Raw genomic sequence first — 20,835 nt, forward strand, 5'->3', positions numbered from 1 at the left:
GTGGTCGCGGAGCAGGATACCCGTCCGCGATGTGTCTCACGAGGAGACTGAGGTTACTTCTTGACCTCGACGTCGTAGTACAGCGGCACCGAGTTCCAGCCGAACTTCACGTTCGACACGGTGTCCGCGTTCCACACGCCGGTGACGTTGGAGTACCACAGCGGGATCTCCGGGAGGTCCTTGAACAGGAGCTCCTGCGCCTGGTCGAAGAACTTGTTGCCCTCTTCGACGGTCGCGGCCGAACGGCCCTTCTGGAGGAGCTCGTTGTACTCGGCCGAGTCGTAGCGCGAGTAGTTGCTCGACGAGCCGTCACCCATGGTCGGGCCGAGGAAGTTGTACAGCGACGGGTAGTCCGCCTGCCAACCGGTACGGCTGCCGCCCGTGAGCTTGTCGTCCGTCTGGACCGCGAGGGCCTCGGCGAACGTCGGGTACGCCTTGCCCTCGGCCTTGATGCCGAGCGTGCTCGAGATCGAGTTCGTGACCGCGGTCACCCACGCCTCGTGCCCGCCGTCGGCGTTGTACGAGATGGTGAGGGTGTCGTTGTACTTCGAGATCTTGTCGGCCTCGGCCCACAGCTCCTTGGCCTTCGACTTGTCGTAGGTCAGGACGTCCGAACCGTCGAGGTCGTCGTTCCAGCCGGCGATCACCGGGGAGGTGAAGTCCTTGGCCGGGGTGCGGGTGCCGTCGAAGATCTTGTCGGTGATCTGCTTGCGGTTGATCGCCATCGAGATCGCCTCGCGGCGGAGCTTGCCCTCTTCACCCTTCCAGTGGTCGAGGTAGTAGGGCAGGTAGATCGCCTGGAAGATCGCGGCGGCCTGGTTGACGTTCGAGTCCGGGAAGTCGGACTTGTAGGTCGCGAAGGCGCTGTCCGGCACGGCGTCGAGGACGTCGAGGTTGCCGCCCTGCGCGTCGGAGTACGCGGTGTCCTGCGAGGTGTAGAACGTGACCGTCAGGCCGCCGTTCTTCGGCTTGCGCTTGCCCTCGTAGTCCTTGTTGGTGACGAGCTTGATCGACTGGTTGTGCGTCCACGCACCCTTGCCGTCGAGCTTGTACGGGCCGTTGCCGATCGGGTTCTCACCGAAGGCCTTGGTGTCCTTGTAGAACTCCGAGGGCAGCGGCACGAACGCCGAGTAGCCGAGCGACAGCGGGAAGTCCGACTGCGCCGACTTGAGCGTCACGGTGAACTCGTCGTCGCTGACGACCTTGAGGCCGGTGAGCTCGGAGTCCTTCGTGGCGTCGTAGCCCTCGATGTTCTCGAAGAAGTAGCTCGCGCCCTGCTTGTTCGAGAACTGGGCGGCCCAGTTCCACGCCTTCGTGAACGACTCGGCCGTGACCTTCTCGCCGTTGGTGAAGGTGTAGTCCGTGTTGAGCTTGATGTCGAACGTCTTCGAGTCATCGGTGTCGATGCTCTTCGCGACCTCGTTCACCGGCTTGCCCTTGGCGTCGTAGGACACCAGGCCTTCGAAGATCGAGTCGATGATCTTGCCGCCGCCGACCTCGGTGGTGTTCGAGGGGATGAGCGGGTTCTGGGGCTCGTTGCCGTTGGTGGTGACGATGCCGGACGCGTTCGTCGAGCCCGCCTTGTCACCTCCACTGCTGCTGTTGCTGGAGCAGCCGGCCAGGGCGATTGCTGTGGCCCCGAGCACGGCGAGGGCTGCGAGCCCAGCGCGCTTCTTGATCAAGATTCCTCCTGGTGCATGGGACGCGGCGGGCGCACGGGTGCCTGCTCGCCACGTTTGACCTTTGCACTGTAGGCAGTGTGGGGAGTGCTCACCAAGCCCAGGGGAGATCGGTTACAAATCGGAAACCAAGTTGCACGATCCTTGCGAGAGGATGCAAGATTCGGGCGGATCACGGACGCCGGGGCGAGATTGTTGCAACCGCATCGAGATGCTTGCGTCCGTGCACAACTCTGTGCAAGCCGATTGCCTGGCTGCGCACAGCAGTGTGCCCCGCCCGGGACACCGGACGGGGCACACGTTACGCGAGCTCGGGATCAGGCGAACGCCTCGACCGGCGGGCAGGCGCACACGAGGTTGCGGTCGCCGTACGCCTGGTCGATCCGGCGCACCGGCGGCCAGTACTTCCGGGCGCTGATGCCCGGCAGCGGATAGACCGCCTGCTCGCGGGTGTAGGCGTGCGTCCACTCCCCCGAGATCACCGACGACGCGGTGTGCGGGGCGTGCACGAGCGGGTTGTCGTCCGCCGGCCACTCCCCGCGCTCGACCGCCGAGGCCTCGGCACGGATGGCGAGCATCGCGTCGACGAAGCGGTCGAGCTCGGCGAGGTCCTCGCTCTCGGTCGGCTCGACCATGAGCGTGCCCGCGACCGGGAACGACATCGTCGGGGCGTGGAACCCGTAGTCGACGAGGCGCTTCGCGACGTCGTCCACCGTGATGCCCGTCGTGTCCCGGAGCGGGCGGAGGTCGAGGATGCACTCGTGCGCGACGAGACCCGACTCCCCCGTGTAGAGCACCGGGAACGCGTCGCGCAGGCGTGCGGCGATGTAGTTCGCCCCGAGCACCGCGGCCTCGGTCGCACGGGTGAGCCCCTCGAGCCCCATCATCCGGACGTACGTCCACGTGATCGGCAGGATGCTCGGGCTGCCGTACGGCGCTGCACTGACCGGGCCACCGGCGTGCGCGTCGCGGTCGGAGCCCTCGGCGCGCACGGATCCGGTGCGACGGTCGGCGTCCTGCGCGAACGGGTGGCCCGGCAGGAACGGTGCGAGGTGCGACTTCGCCGCGACCGGTCCGACCCCGGGCCCGCCGCCGCCGTGCGGGATGCAGAACGTCTTGTGCAGGTTGAGGTGCGAGACGTCCCCGCCGAAGTCGCCGAACCGGGCGTGGCCGAGCAGGGCGTTGAGGTTCGCGCCGTCGACGTAGACCTGGCCACCGGCGTCGTGCACGGCGGCGCAGATCTCGCGGATGTCGTGCTCGTAGACGCCGTGCGTGGACGGGTACGTGATCATGAGCGCGGCGAGCTGGTCGCCGTGCTGCTCGGTCTTCACGCGGAGGTCGTCGAGGTCGACGTTGCCGTTCTCGTCGCAGGCGACCACGACGACCTGCATGCCGGCGAGGACGGCCGACGCGGCGTTCGTGCCGTGCGCGCTCGACGGGATGAGGCAGACCGTGCGGGACTCGTCGCCGCGGGACCGGTGGTACCCGCGGATCGCCAGGAGTCCGGCGAGTTCGCCCTGACTGCCGGCGTTCGGCTGCAGGGAGACCGTGTCGTACCCGGTGACCTCGGCCAGCCAGGACTCGAGGTCGCCGATCATGTCGAGGTAGCCCTCGACGTCGTCTCGCGGCGCGAACGGGTGGATGTTCGCGAACTCCGGCCACGTCACGGCCGCCATCTCGGTCGCCGCGTTGAGCTTCATCGTGCAGCTGCCGAGCGGGATCATGCCGCGGTCGAGCGCGTAGTCCTTGTCGGCGAGGTGCTTGAGGTAGCGCATCATGCGGGTCTCGCTGCGATGGGCGCTGAAGACCGGGTGCGTCAGGTACTCGCTGCTCCGCAGCAGGTCGGACGGGAGGCACGTGGCCGCGTCCCGCACGGCGGTCTCCGTCGCCGGGACCGTCGCGTCGACCGCGCCGAACACGACGGCGAGGGCCGTCACGTCCTCGGGCGTCGTCGTCTCGTCGACGGACAGCTGGAAGGTGTCGGCGTCGACGAGGTGCAGCAGGCGGTCCGCGTCACGGGCCGCGGCGACGAGTGCCTCGGCGCGTCCGGGGGCGCGGAGGGTGAGCGTGTCGAAGAACGCGTCGTGCACGACCTCGAGCCCGGCGTCACGGGCGGCCCCGGCGAGCGCCGATGTCGTCCGGGCGACGCGGTCCGCGATGAAGCGGAGCCCCTCGGGACCGTGGTACACGGCGTACATCGAGGCCATCACGGCGAGCAGGACCTGCGCGGTGCAGATGTTGCTCGTCGCCTTCTCGCGGCGGATGTGCTGCTCGCGGGTCTGCAGGCTGAGGCGGTAGGCCATCTGCCCGTCGGCGTCGAAGGACACCCCGACGAGGCGGCCGGGCAGCTGGCGCTCGAGGCCGGCACGGACGGCGAGGTACCCGGCGTGCGGGCCACCGAAGCCGAGCGGGACGCCGAAGCGCTGGCTCGTGCCCACGGCGACGTCGGCGCCGAGGTCGCCGGGGCTGGCGAGGAGCGTCATCGCGAGGAGGTCCGCCGCGACGACCGCGATGCCCCCACCGGCGTGCACGCGCTCGATGACCGACGACGGGTCGACGATCCGACCGGAGGCACCGGGGTACTGCACGATGACGCCGAAGGCACCGTCGAGCTGCTCGTCGGTCGGTCCGGCCACGGCGTCGAATCCGCGCAGGACGATGCCGACGGCCTCGGCACGGTGGTCGAGCAGCGCACGGGTCTGCGGCAGCAGGTCGGCGTCGACGAGGAACGCGTCGCCCGTGACCTTGGACGCCCGGCGGGCGAGGAGCATGCCCTCGACCACGGCCGTGCCCTCGTCGAGCATCGAGGCGCCGGCGGTCGCCATGCCCGTCAGGTCCGAGACCATGGTCTGGAAGTTGATGAGCGCCTCGAGCCGGCCCTGCGAGATCTCCGGCTGGTACGGCGTGTAGGCCGTGTACCAGCTGGGGTTCTCGAGCACGTTCCGCTGGATCACCGCGGGGGTGTGGGTGCCGTGGTACCCGAGCCCGATCATGGCGCGACGGACGGTGTTGCGGGCGGCCTTGGCGCGGAGTTCGGCGAGCGCCTCGGTCTCGCCGATCGCCGCGGGGATGCCCGAGTGGACGGTCGGCGCCGCGTGGATCGCCTCGGGGATCGCGGCGCGGACGAGGGCGTCGAGGGACGGCTGGCCGACGGCGTCGAGCATCGTCCGCTGGTCGGCCGGGGTGGTGCCGATGTGGCGGTCGGCGAAGGACGTCTGGAGGTTCTGGAGGTCGCTGGTCATGCGATGGACGCCCGGTACGCGTCGTGGTCCATGAGGTCCTCGGGGAAGGAGGTGCCGTCCACCTTGATCTTGACGAGCCAGCCGGTGCCGAACGGGTCCTGGTTGACGGTGTCGGGGGCGTCGACGACCGCGTCGTTGATCGCCACGACCTCGCCCTCGATCGGGGCGAAGAGCTCGCCGACGCTCTTGGTCGACTCGATCTCGCCGATCTGCTCGCCCGCGGTGGTGGCGGTGCCGACGGCGGGGAGCTCGACGTAGACGACGTCACCGAGCTGTTCGGCGGCGTGGTCGGTGATGCCGACGGTGACGGTGTCGCCCTCGACGAGCAGCCACTCGTGGTCGGCCGTGTACTGGAGTGCGGTCTGGTCGGTCATTGCATCAGCCTTTCGAGGCGCGGCGGTAGAAGGGGAACGCGGTGACGGTGCTGGGGATGGCCGTTCCGCGGACGTCGATGTGGAGGAGCTGTCCCTCGGTGGCGAGCGCCGGGTCGACGAACGCCATCGCGACGGGGTGGCCGAGGGTCGGCGAGAGCGCACCGGAGGTGACGGTGCCGACGACGACGCCGTCCTGCACGACGTCGTACCCGGCACGCGGGGCCCGGCGGCCCTCGGTGACCAGGCCGACGAGCACGCGGGCGTCGTCCGTCGGGGTGACGCCGGTGGCGCCGACGAAGTCGCCGTCCTTGGCCACGACCCGGCCGAGGCCGGCCTGGGCGGGACGGACGTCGGTGCCGAGCTCGTGCCCGTAGAGCGGCATGCCCGCCTCGAGCCGGAGGGTGTCGCGGGCGGCGAGACCGGCGGGGACGACCCCGCGGTCGGCGCCGGCCTCGAGCAGGGCGTCCCAGAGCGCTCCGGCGACGGACGGGTCGCTGTAGACCTCGAAGCCGTCCTCGCCGGTGTAGCCGGTGCGGGCGACGAGGACCTCGGCGCCGTCGAACACCGCGTGCAGCGCCCGGTAGTACCCGAGCTCGTCGAGGGGGCTCTCCGGCTGGAGCCGGTCGGCGACGACGAGCGCGTCGAGCGTCCCGGCAGCGGCCGGGCCCTGGATCGCGACCAGTGCGGTGGTGTCCGAGTCGTCCGACACCTCGACGTCGAAGCCGTCGGCCCGTGCCGTCAGGGCGTCCACCGCGACCTGCCGGTTCGACGCGTTCGCGACGACGAGGAAGACGTCCTCTTCGGTGCGGTAGACGACGAGGTCGTCGAGGATGCCGCCGTCCTCGGCGAGGAGGAGTGAGTACTTCGCCCGTCCGACCGGCATCGCGCCGAACGACCCGGCGAGTGCGTGGTCGAGGAAGGCCACGGCCTGCGGACCGGTGACGCCGACCTCGGCCATGTGCGAGAGGTCGAAGACACCGGCGGCCCGACGCACGGCGTGGTGCTCGGCGAGGTCGGACGAGTACCGGACGGGCATCCGGTACCCGGCGAAGTCGGTGAAGGTGGCGCCGGCGGCTTCGTGGGCGGGCTCCAGCGGCGACGAGCGCAGTGGGGACGTTGGCATGGGCGGAGTTCTCCTGGCATCGGCAGGACCCGACGACCGTCGTCGGGCGGAACTCCCCCTCTGTCATGGGCCTGAGAGTTTCACCGCGGCCCGTGAGGTCCGGCGGCTTTCACCGTGGGCGAGCCACGGACCGACCCGGTGGGGGCATCGTGGCTGCTTTTCAGAGTGGCCTGTCCGCTGCGGTGTGGGACCTGAGAGATTGTCGGGGGGATTGCTCCTTCGGTGCCGTGCTGGGTGCCCAGGGCACCGCACGACGTCTCCCGCGACGGATGAACGGCCGGTCTTCAGTTGTCGGGCCGATCATACCGACCCCGCGTTTCGGGCATGTGACGGACCCGGTGGTTCGACATCTCGTAGAATGCGGGGATGGCAGGTCAGCGATCACGCCCCCGGGGGCAGCTCGAGCAGGCGGTGCTCGACGCGCTCTGGTCGGCGGACGGCGGGCTCAGCGCGCGCCAGGTGCTCGACGCCTTCCCGGAACCCCGGCCCGCACTGACGACCGTGCTCACCGTGCTCGACCGCCTCGGTCGCAAGGGCCGGGTGGAGCGGCAGCAGCACGATGACGCACCGCTCACCTTCCGTGCGACGAACAGCAGGGAGGAGCAGACCGCCTCCCTCATGTCGAACGCGCTCGCCGCCGCGACCGACCGCGAAGCCGCCCTGCTGCAGTTCACCGGGTCGCTCGCCTCCGACGACCTCGACGTCATCCGCCGCGCCCTCGACGCCCGAGCCCGTTCCTGACGGATCCGCCGTGGTCGTCACCGGAGTCGTCCTCATCGCGCTCGCCCTGGCGGTCGTGGTCCTCGCGCCCCGGATCCTGACCCGCTCCGCGTGGACGATCGACCGGCCGCGAACCGCGCTGGTGTGCTGGTCGGTGGCGGTGCTGCTCGGCGTGGTCGGCTTCGTCGCGGGCATCACGCTCCTCGTCGTGGCGAACCGCCCGATCACCGACCCGATGGGCTTCGGCGGCTCCCCCACGCACGGCCTCAACGTCGGGGTCGCCCTGCTCGCCGTGCTCGCGTTCGTGATCGCGGTCCGGGTCCGCCCCGGCCCCGAGCACGAGGCCGTGCGCGAGGCGATGCGCTCCGGCGCGGCACCGCACCGCGAGATCGACGGCACGCCGGTGTCCGTCCTCGAGGCGGACCACGCACTCGCCTGCGCCGTCCCCGGCAGGTCCGGTGGCGTGCTCGTGAGCACCGGGCTCGCGGACCGTCTGCGCACCGACGAACTGGAGGCCGTGGTCGCCCACGAACGCGCGCACCTGACCCAGCGCCACGCGGTCGCGGTCGGGATCGCCGAGTCGATCGAGCGTGCGGTCCCGTGGATCCCCGGCGCGCGCGCCATGGCGCGCTCGACGCGCGTCCTCGTGGAGTTCGCCGCCGACGACGCGGCCGCCCGACGTGTCGGACGCGACGCACTGCGGCGAGCCGTCCTGGTGGCGGACGGGACGAGCGCGCTCGGGGCGATCCGCGCCTCCCGTCTGGGGTCCTGACGCGTGTCGGCGGTGGGGCATATGGTGATGGCACCGTGAAGCCACTGACCGAAGCAGACATCCGTTCGTCGTTCGTCAACGCCACCCCGGACGAACTCGCCCAGCTGCCCATCCCCGGCCTGCACGAGACGCTGTGGGACGAGCGCGAGTTCCTCGGGTGGCGCGACCCGCAGGCCGCCCGCCGCGGCTACATCGTGTCGTGGATCGACGACCGCCCGGTCGGGATCGTCGTGCGCTCCGCCGGTGGGTCCCTCCGCCCCGGGATCGCGGCGATGTGCTCGTTCTGCCACTCCCCGCAGCCGGCGACGCAGGTCCGCCTGTTCTCGGCCGCGCGTGCCGGAGAATCGGGGCGGAACGGCAACACCATCGGCTCCTACATCTGCGAGGACCTCGGGTGCCCGATGCTGATCCGCACCGCGCCGCCGCACCTCAACCCGCCGGCGACGATCGCGATGCGCGGCGAAGCACTCCTGCAGCGGGTGCGGAATTTCACCGAGGACGTGGCGAAGACCGCGTGAGCCGGTTCAGCACCGCCCGGTGGGCCGTCGTCGAGGAACTCGGGGACGGCCGGTGGCGCCTGACCCTTCACGACGAGGCGGACGACGAGCTCGGCGCGTTCGGGCTCGGCGTCGAGGGGCCGTGGGACCCGGACGTCGAACCGCACGTGGGCTTCGTGCTCGCGCAGCTCGGCCTGACGCTGCGCGGCACTCGACCCTGGCGGGTGGACGAGCTCGGGGACCAGCGGGCACCGGTGCTGCCGCTGGCGTGAGGGGCCCGGCGCTGCGGACTCACTCCGTCGCGGCGATGAAGTTCCGCAGGATCTCGCGGTCGTCGTCGGCGCGGGCGGCCCAGACCAGCTCGCTCCGGTGGTCGTCCGCCTCGAGCGGCAGCAGCACGACCGTGTCCGGAGCGGCCAGCGTGGCGCTCTCCGGCGCGACCGTCACCCCGAGGCCGGCGCCGACCAGGTGCAGCACCGTGGCCCAGGTGGTGGCCTCCTGCACGACCACGGGTCGCCGGGCGCCGGACACCACCGGGGCGAGGTTGCGTTCGGTCGCGACCGATCCGGCCTCCGCCGGGAAGAACACGAACGGATCGTCGAGCAGCTCCGGTCCCCGGATCGATGCCCGCGCCGCGAGCCGGTGCGCACGCGGGACCGCTGCCACGAACCGCTCGCTGCGGAACGGCAGGAAGCGCACGGCCGGGTCGGGATCGGGGTCTCGGACGATCGCCAGGTCGAGCTCCCCGCGGACGATCCGAGCCAGCAGGGTCGACGAGTAGCCCTCGGTGAGTTCCACGCGGACGAGCGGGAAGCGCTCCCGGAACACCTGCACGCGTTCGATCGGACCGAGCGGCAGCGCGGAGACGACGAACCCGACGTCGAGCCGACCCGCTTCGCCCTGGCCCACCCGCACGGTCTCGTCGAGGTCCCGGCGCGCCTGCTGCAGGAGCGATCGTGCCCGGCCCTGCAGCACCCGTCCGGCCGGGGTGAGCGCGACGCTGCGGCTCGTCCGCACGAAGAGGTCGACGCCGAGCGCCCGTTCCGTCCGCCGGATCTGCTGCGACAGTGCCGGCTGCGCGATCCGGAGCGCCTCGGCTGCACGTCCGAAGTGCAGTTCGTCGGCCACGGCGAGGAACGCCCGGAGCTGCCGGAGGTCGACGTCGAATTCGCGATCCATGCACTCAGCGTATCGATCCGCACGAACGAGTATTGGACGGCACTCGGCCCGGCGTCCGAGGATGGGTGCATGCCCGATGCGACCACCACCGACGCCGTCCTCATCACCGACATCGCCTCCGCTGCCGACGCCGAGGCGTTCCGCGTCCTCAACGAAGCGTGGATCAGCCGGTTCTTCACGCTCGAGGACGAGGACCGGAAGCTCCTCGGCGACCCGCTCGGCCAGATCGTCGAGCCCGGCGGCGCCGCCTTCGTCGCACGGCTCGGATCGGACGGGCCGGTCATCGGCTGCGTCGGCATCGCGCCCGTCGGGCCCGGGGTGTTCGAGCTGGTCAAGATGGCCGTCTCGACCGAGCACCAGGGGCACGGCACAGGCCGCAAGCTCATCGCCGCAGCGCTCGAACGTGCCCGGGCGATCGGTGCGCACCGGGTGGTGCTGGAGAGCAACGCGCAGCTGGCCAGCGCCGTGCACCTGTACGAGGCGTTCGGGTTCCGCCACCTCGGCCACGACGAGGTCGCGCCCAGCCCCTACGCCCGCGCGGACGTCCACATGACACTCGACCTCTGAGCGGAGCCGCCAGGGAGCGGTACCGACCCGGTACGCTCGCGGCATGGCGACACACGAGGTGCAGGCCGTCCGCGAACGCGGCGCGTGGCAGGTGTTCATCGACGGGTTCCTGGTGACCGAGGTCACCCGCTGGCCCTCCGTCGGGTTCGTCGCCCGCGAGTGGATCGGGCTCACCGAAGAGGTGCCCGCGCGCGAGGTCGACCTGACGATCCGCGTCGTCGGACGCAACCAGTACGTGGCCTGACGCTCCCCGTCAGCGAGCAGCTGCGACGAGCTGGCGCCCTCGACGGGGAGACGCCACCATGGACCGCGTGAGCACCACCACATTCGACGACCTGATCGCGATCGGCGAAGCCGCCGACGTCAGCGGCTGGGACTTCTCGTGGCTCGACGGCCGCGCCACCGAGGAGCGCCCGCCGTGGGGCTACGCGAAGCTGCTCGGCGAGCGACTCGGCCGCCTCGCCGAGGTCCCCGGTTCCGCCAGCCTCGACGTGCAGACCGGCGGTGGTGAGGTCCTCGCCGAGGCCACGGCGTTCCCGGCCACCGCGGTCGCGACGGAGTCCTGGGCGCCGAACGTCGCCGCCGCCACTGGGCTCCTGCACCCGCGCGGAGTGGTCGTCGTCGCTGACCCGGACGAACCACCGCTGCCCTTCGCCGACGGCGCCTTCGACCTCGTGACGAGCCGGCACCCCGCCGCGATCCACTGGGACGAGATCGCCCGGGTACTCGCCCCCGGAGGCACGTACTTCGCCCAGCACGTCGGCCCGGCGAGCGTGTTCGAGCTCATCGAGTTCTTCCTCGGCCCGAAGCCGATCGAGCGTCGGGGGCGACACCACGACGACGAGGCCGACGCCGCGCGAGCCGCCGGCCTCGAGGTCGTGGACCTCCGGACCGCTCGCACCCGCATCGAGATCCACGACGTCGCGGCGGTGGTCTACCTGCTGCGGAAGGTGATCTGGTGGGTGCCGGACTTCAGCGTCGAGCGGTACCGCGACCGTCTGCGCGACCTGCACGAGCTGATCCAGCGGGACGGACCGCTCGTGGCGTCCTCAGCCCGTCACCTCGTCGAGGCGCGCCGACCCGAGTAGCCGACCCGCGCCTCCAGGCCGACGGCAACAGCCGACAGCCGACAGCCGACAGCCAGCAGCTGACGGCCCACACCAGCCCGCCCCTCACGCGACGTGCCAGACCAGCCCCTCCTGCGCACTCGACGGGTAGGCCGCCGCGATCCGCAGCACCGCCTCGCGCAGCGTGTCCGGCGAGCACGCCAGGTTGAGCCGCGCGAACCCGCGGCCCTGCGAGCCGAACCCGAGGCCGGAGTTCAACGCGACGTAGGCGTGCTCCCGGAGCGGCACGGCCGGATCGTCCCCGAGGCCGATGCCGCGGAAGTCGAGCCACGCCAGGTAGCCGGCGCGGGGCCGGGTGTACACCACGCCGGGCAGGTGCTCCGCGAGGAGGGAGCCGAGCAGCCGTTCGTTCGCGACGATCCGGGCGACCACGTCGTCGAGCCAGTCCGTCGCCAGGCTGAACGCCGCCAGGTTCGCGTGCAACCCGAGGATGCTCGTGCGGCAGGCGACCTCCTCCCAGAGTGTGTCGAGGAGCGCTGCCGTCCGTGCGTCCCCGGCGACGATGATCGAGCACTTCACCCCGGCGAGGTTCCAGCCCTTGCTCGCACTCGTGACGCAGATGCTCCGCGCCCCGGCGGGCTCGGCGACCGCGGCGAACGGAGTGAAGCGGACGCCGGGGTGCGTCAGCGGTGCGTGGATCTCGTCGCTGATGACGAGGACGTCGTACCGTGCGGCCAGTTCGGCGAGCGCCACGAGGTCGTCGTGGTCGTGCACGAGGCCGACGGGGTTGTGCGGGTTGCAGAGCAGGAAGACGCGGACGCCGTCGGCGAAGGCGCGCTCGAGGCCCTCGAGGTCGAGCCGGTAGACGCCCCACTGCTCGAGCAGCGGGACCTCTTCCACCTGACATCGGGCCTCTTCGACGAGCTCGAAGAACGGCGGGTACACCGGCGGCGTGATGGCGACCCGGCCGCCGTCCGGCAGCGCGAGGCGGAGCGACTCGACGATCCCGACGCTGACGTCCGTGGCGAGGGAGACCCGGGCGGGGTCGACGTCCCAGTCCCAGCGGTCCTTCGCGAACGCGGCGAACGCCGGTGCGAGCGGCCCGGGCCCGTCGAGGTACCCGAGGTCGGACTGCTGCACCCGCTCGATGAGCGCCTGCCGGATCGCCGGCGCGACCTCGTGGTCCATCTCGGCGACGAACAGGGGCAGCACGTCGGGCGCGTACCGCGTCCACTTGATGCTCGTGCGGACCCCTCGCAGGGTGCCGACCGGGTCCTCCTCGTCGTGCGCCATGCGTCCCAGCATGCATCGGACTGGAGGCGCGGCGCGAGTCCGGCCGTCATCCTGCGTCGTGCGCGGGCCGGCCCGGGGCCGCGGGCCGGCCCGGGGCCGCGCCGGGGCCGCGGATCGCATCGTGAGCAGAAATGGTCGGGTTGCCTGCGCCGACCCGACCATTGCTGCTCAGCAGATGCGCGTCACGCCCCCGGCTCGGGCTCGACCGCGAGCCAGAGCTCGGCCTCCGCGGTACGACCGCCGGGTGCGAGCCGGACACGAGCGATCTCCGGCGCCGCCACGAGACGGTACGGGTTGGCGGGCAACCACTCCCCGAACGCCTGCGGCCACAGCGCCTGGATCGCTTCGGGCACCGGTCCCGAGCCGGAGAACACGACCCACGTCGCAGCCGGCACCTCGATGACGTCGAGGCCCGGTGCGCTCTCGACCGAGGTGGCGGCGACCACCGAGTAACGGAGGAGACTGCCGTCCGCGCGGCCCTCGGCGAACGCATCGGAGACGGACAGCACGCCCGAGGGCTCCTGGTTGGACAGTCCGGCGATGCGCTCCCGGTCCTCGGGGGTGATGCTGCGTTCGAACGCCTGGATCGCGTCGTTCGGCCCCTCGTACACGAGCGGGACACGGGTCGAGCGTCCGATGAGACGGAAGGCGGGTTTCTGGACGAGGCGGTACTGCACGGGAGTGCTCCCTTCGACGGTGAGACGGAAGGACAGCCGACCCTGCGACCGGAACACTGCGCCGGGCTCGCGCGCCTCCTGCGGCCCGATGCCGTGCACGGCGCGGAACGCCCGCCCGAAGGCATCGGCCGAGCCGTACCCGAAGCGTGCGGCGACGTCCGAGACGGTCGTCGTCCCCGAGGCGATGACGGCCGCGGCGAGCGTCATCCGCCGACGTCGGACGTACTCGGAGAGCGGCATCCCGGCGAGCGCGGAGAACACGCGCCGGAAGTGGTACTCGCTCGTCCCGGTGATGCGCGCGAGCTCGTCCACGTCGAGCACGGTGTCGTCCGGGCCGCCGTCGAGGTGTTCCTCGACCGCGGCGATCGCCTCGTTCCAACGCTCCATGTCGGTGTCCTTCCTGGTGGTGTCCTCGACGCTACGGTGACGTCGCGCGACGGACACGATGATCCCTGCCCGGGCTGGTCGGCCTACTGTCTGCGTCATGAGCACGAGCACCGCCGACAAGGCGACCACCCTCAAGCAGCTGCACGAAGCACCGGAGATCCTCCGCGTCGTCAACGTCTGGGACGCGATCAGCGCGAAGGTCGTCAGCGACCTTCCGGAGACGAAGGCGATCGCCACCGCCGGGCACTCCATCGCCGCGTCGCACGGGTACGACGACGGCGGGATGCCGCTCGACCTGGCACTGTCGGGCGCCGCGACCATCGCCGCCGCCACGGACCTGCCCGTCACGGCGGACCTCGACGACGGCTACGAGGACCCGGCCGAGACGATCCGCCGCGCGATCGCTGCGGGGATCGTGGGCGCGAACGTCGAGGACCGCCTCCGCCCGTTCGACGAGGCCGTCGCCCGGGTCGCCGCCATCACCGCCGCCGCCCAGGCCGAGGGCATCGACTTCCAGCTCAACGCCCGCACCGACGCCATCGCCCGCGGCGGGGACCGCCCGATCGAGGAGAGCATCGCCGACGCGATCGCCCGCGGCAAGGCGTTCCTCGACAACGGCGCCGCACTGGTGTTCGTGCCGGGAGCCATCCAGCGTGACGTCGTGGAGCAGCTCGTCGCGGGCCTCGGTCGCGGCAAGCTGTCCGTGATCGGGCTGCCGGGCGCCCTGCCCGCCGCCGAGTACGAGGCCCTCGGGGTCGCCCGCATCTCGTACGGCCCGCTCACGCAGCGCGTCGCGCTCCGCGCGCTGCGCGACCTGGCGACCGACCTGTACGGCGGTGGCGTCGTGCCGGAGGACACCCCGACCCTGAACTGAACCAACAGGCGGCCTGGAGGCGCGGTGCCCGCGGGCACCGCGCCTCCCGTCCGTCGGTCGGTCGCCTCCGATACCTTCTTGCCATGACCCTGGACGTCGACGCACTGCTCGCACCGCCCTCCCCCGTGGCCGCGCGGGCGCTCGATGTCGTGCGCGCGTGGTCCCCGCCGGCGCTGGTGAACCACTGCCTGCGCTCGTGGGCGTGGGCGTCGCTCCTCGCACCGACCATCGAGCTCGAACCGGACCGTGAGCTGCTGTTCGTCGCCACGATGCTGCACGACCTCGGCGTGACGCCGTCCTTCGATGCCCACGCCGTGCCGTTCGAGGACGCCGGCGGTGCGGTCGGCAGCGTGTTCGCCCTCGGTGCCGGGTGGGACGCCGCCCGTGCCCGTCGGGTCGGTGAGGTGATCGAGCGTCACATGTGGACGTCGGTCGACCCCGCGCTCGACGTCGAGGGACACCTGCTCGAGGTCGCGACCTCGCTCGACGTCTCCGGGGCCGGGTTCGCCCGGTGGAAGACGTCAGACCTGCTCGCCGTCACCGCGGCAGTCCCCCGCCTCGACTTCTCCGAGGCGTTCGACGGGTTGATCCACGAGCAGGCCGGTCGCAAGCCGTCGTCCTCCGCCGCCCGACTCGACGGCTCGGGCAACGTCGCTGCCGGTGGGAGCCGCTGGACATCGTTCCTGGACAATCCGGGGTTCGTCGAGTAGAGTGTTCTTTTGGTGCACTGCAGCGAACCCATCTGACTCGCGCACACCGAACCGTCTCGAAGCCGACTCACCCGAGTCGCATTCCCACGAGACCACCGCTCGATCCGAACGGACGAGCTGCACGTCGAAGCTCGACGTGCGCGCCCCGCACTCGATGCGTCGCGCCGGACTCAGCCGTCCGCCGACACCGAGTCGCCCTGGGCGCCGAACGACCAGGAAGTACCGCAACACCATGACCAGCAACGAACGAATCACCATCACCGGCACCGCCCTCGCGGCGCCGACCGTCTCCCCCGACCGCATCGCCGAGTTCGGTGTGCGCGACGAGCGCTCGCAGCGCGAGTACCTCGTCCGCATCCCGGCCGACGACCTCGGTCTCTTCATCACCCGTGGCGCCCGCGTCGACATCGACGGCGAGGCCGGCTGGACCGTGCCCGGTCGCTCGTGGCGCGGCGAGGCGAGCCGCACGCTCGTGCAGGCGCAGTCCGTCCGCGTGGGCGAGCTGGCACTCGCAGCCTGAGCCCCAGCACGCCACACACGAAGGCCGCCGAGCACTGCTCGGCGGCCTTCGTCGTGTGTAGGGTCAGTCGGTCTTGTCCGCGGCCGCCGTGTCCGCCGCGGCCGTGTCCGCGGTCGCCGTATCCGCGGCCGCCGTGTCCGCGTCCGCCGTGTTCGCTTCGTCGGCGTCGGCGAAGCGGTGGCCGCCGTCGACGTCCACCGGCCGTTCGGTCCCCGCTCGCTCCGCAGCGTCTCGCAGCCGCCGAATGAACGCGTGGTCCTCGGGCTCGAGTTCGTCATCGGGCGCCGCGCTCACGGTCAGCTCGCTCGCGGGGCCGATCAGCACCGTCGTCCGGGTCACCGAGCCGTCGTCGGCCACCGCGGGGATCGCAACGGTGTCGGTCCTGCCGTTGGCACCGAGGATCGCCGCGTAGTCCGCGACCGCATCGGCGATCGCGTCCCCCGTGAGGATCTGGCTGCCGTCGTAGTGGATGTACTTCACGTTGCCTCCTAGCCTCTCGACGGTAGGTGGGCGTGATGCGCGTGGGCCGAGCAAGCGCGTTCTGTGGCCAAACCGGCGGATCAGGCGCGCCGGCGTGCGGCAGCGACGAGCTGTGACGCCGCGGCCAGGACTCCGGGCACGATCGCGATCAGGCCTGCGGCCGTCGACCCCACGGAGATCAGGACGACGGCGCCCGCGAGCGCACCGACCGTCAGCACTTGCGCACCGATGACACCGATCACCACTGCTGCGGACTCCGCGCGGCTCACGCGCTCGATGGCGTCCGCCGCGACGGCTTCGGAACGGAGGTGGCAGTCGATCAGCTGCCGAGCTGACCCCCCGACCACGAGCTCGTAGTCGCGGAGCGCTCGCGGGGAGGCAATGGGGCCGCTGAACAGTTCGGCAGCGGCTACCGCGAAGACGTCGTTCTCTCCGTCTTCGCGGTAGCCCGGCCGAGCGCCGCTCTCCGCTGCTCCGTCAAGATCGTCCGCATCGCTCGTAGCCTGGTGGTGTCGCCCGACAGCCCGACACTCGCTCCGTGCAGGAGCGCACTCATGATCTTCATCGGCATCGTGCAAGTCCCGTCCTCTCCATCGCAGTCACTCGATGCTTGCGCAGACGCCTCGACGGCCGCGAACATTCGGAATGCACGGGCGGATCGGCTGCCCACCCCGATGGTGGTGATCTGGAGGTGCCCCGATGCTCGTCGAACGCAGCGCCGCCCTCATCGCTGAGGCGGTGCCCCTCTGAGCCGGACGGATCAGTACTCGCCCTTGACGACGAAGTACGAACCGCGGATCGTCCCCGCCAGCTTCGACTTCTGCCGCGCGAACTTGAACTTGTCCGCCAGCTCCTCCGGCACCTCCATGCCGTCCGAGAGCTTGAACCCGACCGCGCGCTTGCCGCCCGGCGCCAGCGTGTAGAGGACGTTGACCGCGAGTCCTGACTCGTAGAAGACGTGGGTCCAGCGGATCCCGTCGACGAAGGCCTCGGTGGCTTCGAGCGGCTTCGAGGCGATGACCAGCCCCCGCTCCTCCTGGAGGACCTTCGTGACGTAGTCGACCAGGTCGGGCACGTCCTCGGCGGGGTGAGTGGTGAAGACGTGGTCGTACTTGTTCTTGAAGTAGCGGGCCTCGTTCGCCCGGAGCCCAGCGAGGGCGTCGGCGACCGGCGAGGACTCCAACCCGACGGTGGATACGTGCTCGAAGTCGACGACGTACGACATGGGGCCTCCTCGGCGATGGACTCAGCGCAAATCTAGTCGGTTCGCAATTCGCGTTGCTGTCCGCAAGCGCGGCGATGCGGACCGTGTGGCTGACGCTCGCGCTCACCGTGCCGATAGCGTCCGTGATGCAAGCTTCTTCGGTATGGCGTCGGATCGCCTCCAATCCGTTCCTTCGATGGGTGAACACGTTTCTCCTCGGTGCGCTCCTCATCCCCCTCACGATCGGTGCGGTCAACCAGCAGAACGCCAACGACGAAGCAAACCGAGCCCGCATGATCGAGACTTACGACGCGGTCATCACGACGTCGACGGCTTACATGGCCGCGCGGAGCTCACCAACATCAGATGGTCCACACCTCGAACAGGTCCAGGCGGACTTCGACGCCGCCTACTTCACTGCCCTGATGTATGCAAGCAGCAACTCGACCGAGGAGAACGTCCGGGTCTTCGCCGCGCTGAACAAGCTCATGTCCGAAGTCCACGATGAACGCGATCTCGATCAGAAGCGGTTCTACACACGGCTCCTGAACCTCGTGATCGCGACCTGCTCGGTACACAACAGTCCGAGCAAATGCTCCGATCGGGCACTCTTGACCGAGTGACCAGCCCCCTTGGACCTGAGCGGCGCGGCCCAGACGACGCGGTCCGATGGCGATTCTGCCCCTTGCACGTGCACCACGAATTGTGGAACGGAACTCCCCCACGTTTCGCCGTGCACGACGTCAACGCCTGAGGACCTCGAGCAGTGCGGTCACGACCATGACGAGACCGAATACACCGAGCACAGCACCCAGCATGCGAATCCAAGCGGTTCCCCATCTCGCCTGCGGATTCCACGCGAGGCCAGCTTTCTCCGCTGCCAACGCCAGCTTGATGATCATCTGCGGGAAGACCACCACGAAAGCGCCCCACAGCAGCACCACGGCCCCGACGATCAATTGGAATCCCGTCCCCATGCGAACGACGGTACTGGTCGGGACTGCAGCGGGGGCAACTCGCTCAGTTGTTGAAGCGGAACTAGCAAGCACACGTTGCCCGTAGTTCCTGGTGGTTGTGATGCGCGGATTTACGCGGATGCGTTGGTTGGGAAGGTTTGCGCGGAGTACCCAACGACTGCACGTTCTGCGGACTCGCTGCGGACTCGGACTAGCGTGCGCGCATGGGCTTCATCCAGTACGACGGCCGTCAGTACGAGATCGAGGACATCTACGCCGAGGCGCTGATGAACGTCGCCGACGCGGCCCAGCGCCTTGGCCGCGTCGAGTGGCTGCCTGTCGTCGAGCGGGCAGAGGGTGGTCAAAAGGTGGTCACCTATCTGCTCATCGCTCCGGGCGTGCCGGTGTCCGTGCAGGTCGACTACGCCGGCGATCACACGACCGTCCTGCAGAGGCTCTTCGAGCGGTACACACAGGGCTGACGCAGTTCCGTTTTTTCGGCCGGGGAGAGATCGGCGCTATACCTGTGGGGCTGCCGTGACCTCGGGGGCGGGGTATGCCCCCCTTAATTGTTGGGTGGCAGCGCGTCAACTCCGGCCATCGCCGCGTCGAGCTGGGCTCTGAGTCTCCCGACGGCGCGCTTCTGTGCTGGCTCGAGCACGTCGAGGGCTTCTGTTGCTACGGCGGCAACGCTTGCGAGCCGAATCAGGAGGTCACGTCGCTCAAGCAAGTTGCCTGCTCGCTCGACACCAATCCACTCCCTCAGCTTGTCGAGGTACGGCTTCTGTCGCTGCTCGAATCGCACCCGCGCGTCATCCGGAGAGAGAACGTGATCCTTGCCCTCAAAGTCAGTGAGCGTCACACCCTGAAGGAGTTCCAGGTTCGCTTCTCGTTCTTCCTGCTCAATCCGGCTGAGCAGCGCGTGTGGGTGCCGAGCGGCAACCGCACGCCCGATTCGCTCCGTCATAGGCCAGGACACGTGGAGCTCCCGGTCATGCATGAACGCAGGTGGTCCCCGTAGTTCGTCTTGGCTGAGGGCCGTCAGCTCTGCGAGGGCGGGGACGTCATGAACGATCGATGTGCCGGCGCTGTCCGCATTGAACTCGGCGACTTCGAGCGGGACGAGCTTGATGAAGACGTGCTCGGCAGTGCGGCGATCGAGGCGCGACGGGCTCCAGGCGGATACCGCCCGGATCTTACGGTCAATCTCGATGTACCCATGCCGGTCGTCCCAGAGCACTTCGAGTCGAGCGGGCGACACCCAGCGCCGCTCGCCCTGCCATTCGTCGTCTACGAGCTCAATTCGAACGCGTGGCGGCCTCTTCTCTCCCACCTTCAAAACGACGGCTTCGCGGAATACGCCCGTCGCAGCCGAGGACCGATACGCCCAACGCTGCCCCGGTTCCATATGCAGTCGGTTCAGGAAGCTAGCGGAACTTCCGGCCCCTGAAAGTACCGAGAGTGAGTGTTCATGACCTGCTCTAGTGATGCACCGTTCAGAGAGACGATTTCGATGTCTAGGTCCACGCGCTCACGTTCCAGCTCAAGTCGGCGTCGTAGCGCGGCATTCGCCCCGCCAGCGCCCGTGAAGCTCTCGACTCGACGTGCACCCGAACGACGGTTGTACTCGATCACGAACCCTGGCATTACACCTGCTCCTTAGCGTGCTGCATCAAGTCAAATAATTTTCTCATGCGTTCCATCGCCTCCATCAGTTGCCGCTCCGAGTTTCGCGAAGATTGGTGTCTTTTTCGGACAGTCGCCTGATTTTGCACCGTACTCGTGGGCACGATCCCACGGCGCGCGTCGTCGTCCGCTAGCCGAAGCCGCTGCAGCCGCTGGCGCACGAGCTCCATCCGAGCCACGTTTTGGGTGGACAGATCGATAAGGTCCTGGACAATTTGTTGCGCTTCGGGGTCAGCCGCCGGCTCGTCGTACCTGATCTGCCGCCCGAAAACATCCGCTGCCCGCTCGAAGAGGTTGGCCCACTGGCCCTGCAGGTGAGTGCGGACTTGCACTTCAGCTCGTCCTGATCCTTCGAATCGAAGCCAGACGTGAACCGCACGGTAACCACTGTGTGGATCAAGCCGGAGATCATGGATCGACTCGGGCCCGTGACCGAATCGAGCCGCGATCGCTTCCGCCACCGCGTCCTGCTCATCCAGGGACATCTCAGCCTCGAAGCGAACGCCAGCGATGTCCTGAACAGTCGCCAGCTGCATGTCAGGTGTCCGGACCAGCTTCTGCTGCAGAGTGTCGATGGTCTTCGGCCTCGAGACCAGTAACGGCTGCGCATCCCCAAGCAGGGGCGACCAGTCCATGTTCTCAATCTGCCGCTGAACCCAAGTTGCTATGTCGTTGTACCACGCCATAACGTCGTCGTAGGGAGGAAGCGTCTCCGCGGCCACCGGCCGCCCGCGGAGCGACTTGCCCAGGTTGGCCAGCTGCCGACGGCTCCAAGGCCGCGCCGGGGGCTGAGCATCTTCCATACCTCGCGAGAGTAGCCGCCCTCGC

At 69.7% G+C, this 20,835-nt stretch carries 25 protein-coding genes and 1 riboswitch; of the genes, 12 read left to right on the forward strand and 13 right to left on the reverse strand.

What is annotated here, in order from left to right:
* Positions 1–53 precede the first annotated feature (53 nt).
* From WFH25_RS09170 to gcvT, 4 genes are all read right to left on the reverse strand, one after another.
* The gene (locus tag WFH25_RS09170) at positions 54–1,682 is read right to left on the reverse strand and encodes a peptide ABC transporter substrate-binding protein (RefSeq protein ID WP_070416718.1); all 1,629 of its coding nucleotides are present in this window, start codon (positions 1,680–1,682) and stop codon (positions 54–56) included.
* Positions 1,683–1,996: 314 nt separating this feature from the next.
* A complete protein-coding gene (gene gcvP / locus WFH25_RS09175) occupies positions 1,997–4,921 on the reverse strand; it encodes an aminomethyl-transferring glycine dehydrogenase (protein WP_336697469.1) in 2,925 nt (974 codons plus the stop codon).
* A complete protein-coding gene (gene gcvH, locus WFH25_RS09180; protein WP_133518288.1) occupies positions 4,918–5,295 on the reverse strand; it encodes a glycine cleavage system protein GcvH in 378 nt (125 codons plus the stop codon). The genes gcvP and gcvH overlap by 4 nt, the downstream gene beginning before the upstream one ends.
* Before the next feature lie 4 nt (positions 5,296–5,299).
* Positions 5,300–6,418, reverse strand: a complete 1,119-nt coding sequence (gcvT, locus tag WFH25_RS09185; RefSeq protein WP_336697470.1) for a glycine cleavage system aminomethyltransferase GcvT — start codon at positions 6,416–6,418, stop codon at positions 5,300–5,302.
* Between the two features lie 170 nt (positions 6,419–6,588).
* Positions 6,589–6,691, reverse strand: a riboswitch (glycine riboswitch).
* A gap of 93 nt (positions 6,692–6,784) precedes the next feature.
* Here gcvT and WFH25_RS09190 point away from each other — a divergent pair.
* The 4 genes from WFH25_RS09190 to WFH25_RS09205 are packed head-to-tail and all read left to right on the forward strand — an operon-like array spanning position 6,785 to position 8,679.
* Positions 6,785–7,159, forward strand: coding sequence for a BlaI/MecI/CopY family transcriptional regulator (locus WFH25_RS09190; RefSeq protein ID WP_070416722.1), 375 nt, complete (start codon positions 6,785–6,787; stop codon positions 7,157–7,159).
* Positions 7,160–7,169: 10 nt separating this feature from the next.
* Positions 7,170–7,910: a M56 family metallopeptidase gene (locus WFH25_RS09195; RefSeq protein WP_336697471.1), complete on the forward strand. Its 741-nt coding sequence runs from the start codon at positions 7,170–7,172 to the stop codon at positions 7,908–7,910.
* Positions 7,911–7,945: 35 nt separating this feature from the next.
* The gene (locus WFH25_RS09200; RefSeq protein WP_070416724.1) at positions 7,946–8,428 is read left to right on the forward strand and encodes an FBP domain-containing protein; all 483 of its coding nucleotides are present in this window, start codon (positions 7,946–7,948) and stop codon (positions 8,426–8,428) included.
* Positions 8,425–8,679, forward strand: coding sequence for a hypothetical protein (locus WFH25_RS09205; RefSeq protein ID WP_070416725.1), 255 nt, complete (start codon positions 8,425–8,427; stop codon positions 8,677–8,679). The genes WFH25_RS09200 and WFH25_RS09205 overlap by 4 nt, the downstream gene beginning before the upstream one ends.
* A gap of 19 nt (positions 8,680–8,698) precedes the next feature.
* Here the strand turns inward: WFH25_RS09205 and WFH25_RS09210 are convergent, their stop codons facing one another.
* Positions 8,699–9,586: a LysR substrate-binding domain-containing protein gene (locus WFH25_RS09210; RefSeq protein WP_336697472.1), complete on the reverse strand. Its 888-nt coding sequence runs from the start codon at positions 9,584–9,586 to the stop codon at positions 8,699–8,701.
* A 69-nt stretch (positions 9,587–9,655) separates the two neighbouring features.
* On the opposite strand from WFH25_RS09210, the gene WFH25_RS09215 reads away from it, so the two are divergent.
* From WFH25_RS09215 to WFH25_RS09225, 3 genes are read left to right on the forward strand one after another with little or no spacing between them, the layout of a single operon-like run.
* Entirely contained in the window at positions 9,656–10,153 is a 498-nt protein-coding gene (locus tag WFH25_RS09215) for a GNAT family N-acetyltransferase (protein WP_071302033.1), read from the forward strand.
* Positions 10,154–10,196: 43 nt separating this feature from the next.
* Positions 10,197–10,397, forward strand: a complete 201-nt coding sequence (locus WFH25_RS09220) for a hypothetical protein (protein ID WP_071294532.1) — start codon at positions 10,197–10,199, stop codon at positions 10,395–10,397.
* A gap of 58 nt (positions 10,398–10,455) precedes the next feature.
* The gene (locus WFH25_RS09225) at positions 10,456–11,241 is read left to right on the forward strand and encodes a class I SAM-dependent methyltransferase (RefSeq protein WP_336697473.1); all 786 of its coding nucleotides are present in this window, start codon (positions 10,456–10,458) and stop codon (positions 11,239–11,241) included.
* A gap of 84 nt (positions 11,242–11,325) precedes the next feature.
* Here the strand turns inward: WFH25_RS09225 and WFH25_RS09230 are convergent, their stop codons facing one another.
* A complete protein-coding gene (locus WFH25_RS09230) occupies positions 11,326–12,513 on the reverse strand; it encodes a MalY/PatB family protein (protein WP_254790694.1) in 1,188 nt (395 codons plus the stop codon).
* A gap of 182 nt (positions 12,514–12,695) precedes the next feature.
* Positions 12,696–13,577 carry an AraC family transcriptional regulator gene (locus tag WFH25_RS09235; protein WP_336697474.1) on the reverse strand — a complete coding sequence of 294 codons (882 nt, stop codon included), beginning with the start codon at positions 13,575–13,577 and terminating at the stop codon, positions 12,696–12,698.
* 97 nt (positions 13,578–13,674) lie between these two features.
* On the opposite strand from WFH25_RS09235, the gene WFH25_RS09240 reads away from it, so the two are divergent.
* The 3 genes from WFH25_RS09240 (at position 13,675) to WFH25_RS09250 (ending at position 15,681) form a co-directional block, all read left to right on the forward strand.
* On the forward strand, positions 13,675–14,451 hold the full coding sequence (locus WFH25_RS09240) for an isocitrate lyase/PEP mutase family protein (RefSeq protein WP_336697475.1): 777 nt from the start codon (positions 13,675–13,677) through the stop codon (positions 14,449–14,451).
* 83 nt (positions 14,452–14,534) lie between these two features.
* Complete coding sequence (locus WFH25_RS09245; protein WP_336697476.1) at positions 14,535–15,161, forward strand: HD domain-containing protein; 627 nt, start codon at positions 14,535–14,537, stop codon at positions 15,159–15,161.
* Positions 15,162–15,393: 232 nt separating this feature from the next.
* Positions 15,394–15,681 (forward strand): hypothetical protein, encoded by a 288-nt coding sequence (locus WFH25_RS09250; RefSeq protein WP_071294526.1) that lies wholly within the window; start codon positions 15,394–15,396, stop codon positions 15,679–15,681.
* A 63-nt stretch (positions 15,682–15,744) separates the two neighbouring features.
* Here WFH25_RS09250 and WFH25_RS09255 read toward each other — a convergent pair whose 3' ends face one another.
* From WFH25_RS09255 to WFH25_RS09265, 3 genes are all read right to left on the reverse strand, one after another.
* Positions 15,745–16,161, reverse strand: a complete 417-nt coding sequence (locus WFH25_RS09255; protein WP_092384254.1) for a hypothetical protein — start codon at positions 16,159–16,161, stop codon at positions 15,745–15,747.
* A gap of 80 nt (positions 16,162–16,241) precedes the next feature.
* Entirely contained in the window at positions 16,242–16,739 is a 498-nt protein-coding gene (locus tag WFH25_RS09260; RefSeq protein ID WP_336697477.1) for a hypothetical protein, read from the reverse strand.
* Positions 16,740–16,921: 182 nt separating this feature from the next.
* Entirely contained in the window at positions 16,922–17,386 is a 465-nt protein-coding gene (locus WFH25_RS09265) for a phage tail protein (RefSeq protein ID WP_336697478.1), read from the reverse strand.
* Between the two features lie 83 nt (positions 17,387–17,469).
* Here WFH25_RS09265 and WFH25_RS09270 point away from each other — a divergent pair, with 83 nt between their 5' ends.
* Positions 17,470–17,988 (forward strand): hypothetical protein, encoded by a 519-nt coding sequence (locus WFH25_RS09270; RefSeq protein WP_336697479.1) that lies wholly within the window; start codon positions 17,470–17,472, stop codon positions 17,986–17,988.
* Positions 17,989–18,108: 120 nt separating this feature from the next.
* Here the strand turns inward: WFH25_RS09270 and WFH25_RS09275 are convergent, their stop codons facing one another.
* The gene (locus WFH25_RS09275) at positions 18,109–18,342 is read right to left on the reverse strand and encodes a hypothetical protein (protein ID WP_336697480.1); all 234 of its coding nucleotides are present in this window, start codon (positions 18,340–18,342) and stop codon (positions 18,109–18,111) included.
* Positions 18,343–18,545: 203 nt separating this feature from the next.
* On the opposite strand from WFH25_RS09275, the gene WFH25_RS09280 reads away from it, so the two are divergent.
* The gene (locus WFH25_RS09280; RefSeq protein WP_336697481.1) at positions 18,546–18,803 is read left to right on the forward strand and encodes a hypothetical protein; all 258 of its coding nucleotides are present in this window, start codon (positions 18,546–18,548) and stop codon (positions 18,801–18,803) included.
* Between the two features lie 83 nt (positions 18,804–18,886).
* On the opposite strand, the gene WFH25_RS09285 is transcribed toward WFH25_RS09280, so the two are convergent.
* Both WFH25_RS09285 and WFH25_RS09290 read right to left on the reverse strand, forming a co-directional pair.
* A complete protein-coding gene (locus WFH25_RS09285) occupies positions 18,887–19,729 on the reverse strand; it encodes a hypothetical protein (protein ID WP_336697482.1) in 843 nt (280 codons plus the stop codon).
* 238 nt (positions 19,730–19,967) lie between these two features.
* Positions 19,968–20,810 (reverse strand): hypothetical protein, encoded by an 843-nt coding sequence (locus WFH25_RS09290; RefSeq protein WP_336697483.1) that lies wholly within the window; start codon positions 20,808–20,810, stop codon positions 19,968–19,970.
* Positions 20,811–20,835 lie beyond the last annotated feature (25 nt).

Origin of the sequence: Curtobacterium sp. USHLN213 (assembly GCF_037144815.1) — a bacterium.
Classification (GTDB): Bacteria; Actinomycetota; Actinomycetes; order Actinomycetales; family Microbacteriaceae; genus Curtobacterium.

Bases quoted from the DNA above. Each gene is read 5' to 3' on its own strand.
- gcvP (WP_336697469.1), bottom strand. From the start codon at position 4,921: ATGACCAGCGACCTCCAGAACCTCCAGACGTCCTTCGCCGACCGCCAC.
- gcvH (WP_133518288.1), bottom strand. From the start codon at position 5,295: ATGACCGACCAGACCGCACTCCAGTACACGGCCGACCACGAGTGGCTG.
- gcvT (WP_336697470.1), bottom strand. From the start codon at position 6,418: ATGCCAACGTCCCCACTGCGCTCGTCGCCGCTGGAGCCCGCCCACGAA.
- WFH25_RS09190 (WP_070416722.1), top strand. From the start codon at position 6,785: ATGGCAGGTCAGCGATCACGCCCCCGGGGGCAGCTCGAGCAGGCGGTG.
- WFH25_RS09210 (WP_336697472.1), bottom strand. From the start codon at position 9,586: ATGGATCGCGAATTCGACGTCGACCTCCGGCAGCTCCGGGCGTTCCTC.
- WFH25_RS09215 (WP_071302033.1), top strand. From the start codon at position 9,656: ATGCCCGATGCGACCACCACCGACGCCGTCCTCATCACCGACATCGCC.
- WFH25_RS09220 (WP_071294532.1), top strand. From the start codon at position 10,197: ATGGCGACACACGAGGTGCAGGCCGTCCGCGAACGCGGCGCGTGGCAG.
- WFH25_RS09225 (WP_336697473.1), top strand. From the start codon at position 10,456: ATGGACCGCGTGAGCACCACCACATTCGACGACCTGATCGCGATCGGC.
- WFH25_RS09230 (WP_254790694.1), bottom strand. From the start codon at position 12,513: ATGGCGCACGACGAGGAGGACCCGGTCGGCACCCTGCGAGGGGTCCGC.
- WFH25_RS09235 (WP_336697474.1), bottom strand. From the start codon at position 13,577: ATGGAGCGTTGGAACGAGGCGATCGCCGCGGTCGAGGAACACCTCGAC.
- WFH25_RS09240 (WP_336697475.1), top strand. From the start codon at position 13,675: ATGAGCACGAGCACCGCCGACAAGGCGACCACCCTCAAGCAGCTGCAC.
- WFH25_RS09245 (WP_336697476.1), top strand. From the start codon at position 14,535: ATGACCCTGGACGTCGACGCACTGCTCGCACCGCCCTCCCCCGTGGCC.
- WFH25_RS09250 (WP_071294526.1), top strand. From the start codon at position 15,394: ATGACCAGCAACGAACGAATCACCATCACCGGCACCGCCCTCGCGGCG.
- WFH25_RS09265 (WP_336697478.1), bottom strand. From the start codon at position 17,386: ATGTCGTACGTCGTCGACTTCGAGCACGTATCCACCGTCGGGTTGGAG.
- WFH25_RS09275 (WP_336697480.1), bottom strand. From the start codon at position 18,342: ATGGGGACGGGATTCCAATTGATCGTCGGGGCCGTGGTGCTGCTGTGG.
- WFH25_RS09280 (WP_336697481.1), top strand. From the start codon at position 18,546: ATGGGCTTCATCCAGTACGACGGCCGTCAGTACGAGATCGAGGACATC.
- WFH25_RS09285 (WP_336697482.1), bottom strand. From the start codon at position 19,729: ATGGAACCGGGGCAGCGTTGGGCGTATCGGTCCTCGGCTGCGACGGGC.
- WFH25_RS09290 (WP_336697483.1), bottom strand. From the start codon at position 20,810: ATGGAAGATGCTCAGCCCCCGGCGCGGCCTTGGAGCCGTCGGCAGCTG.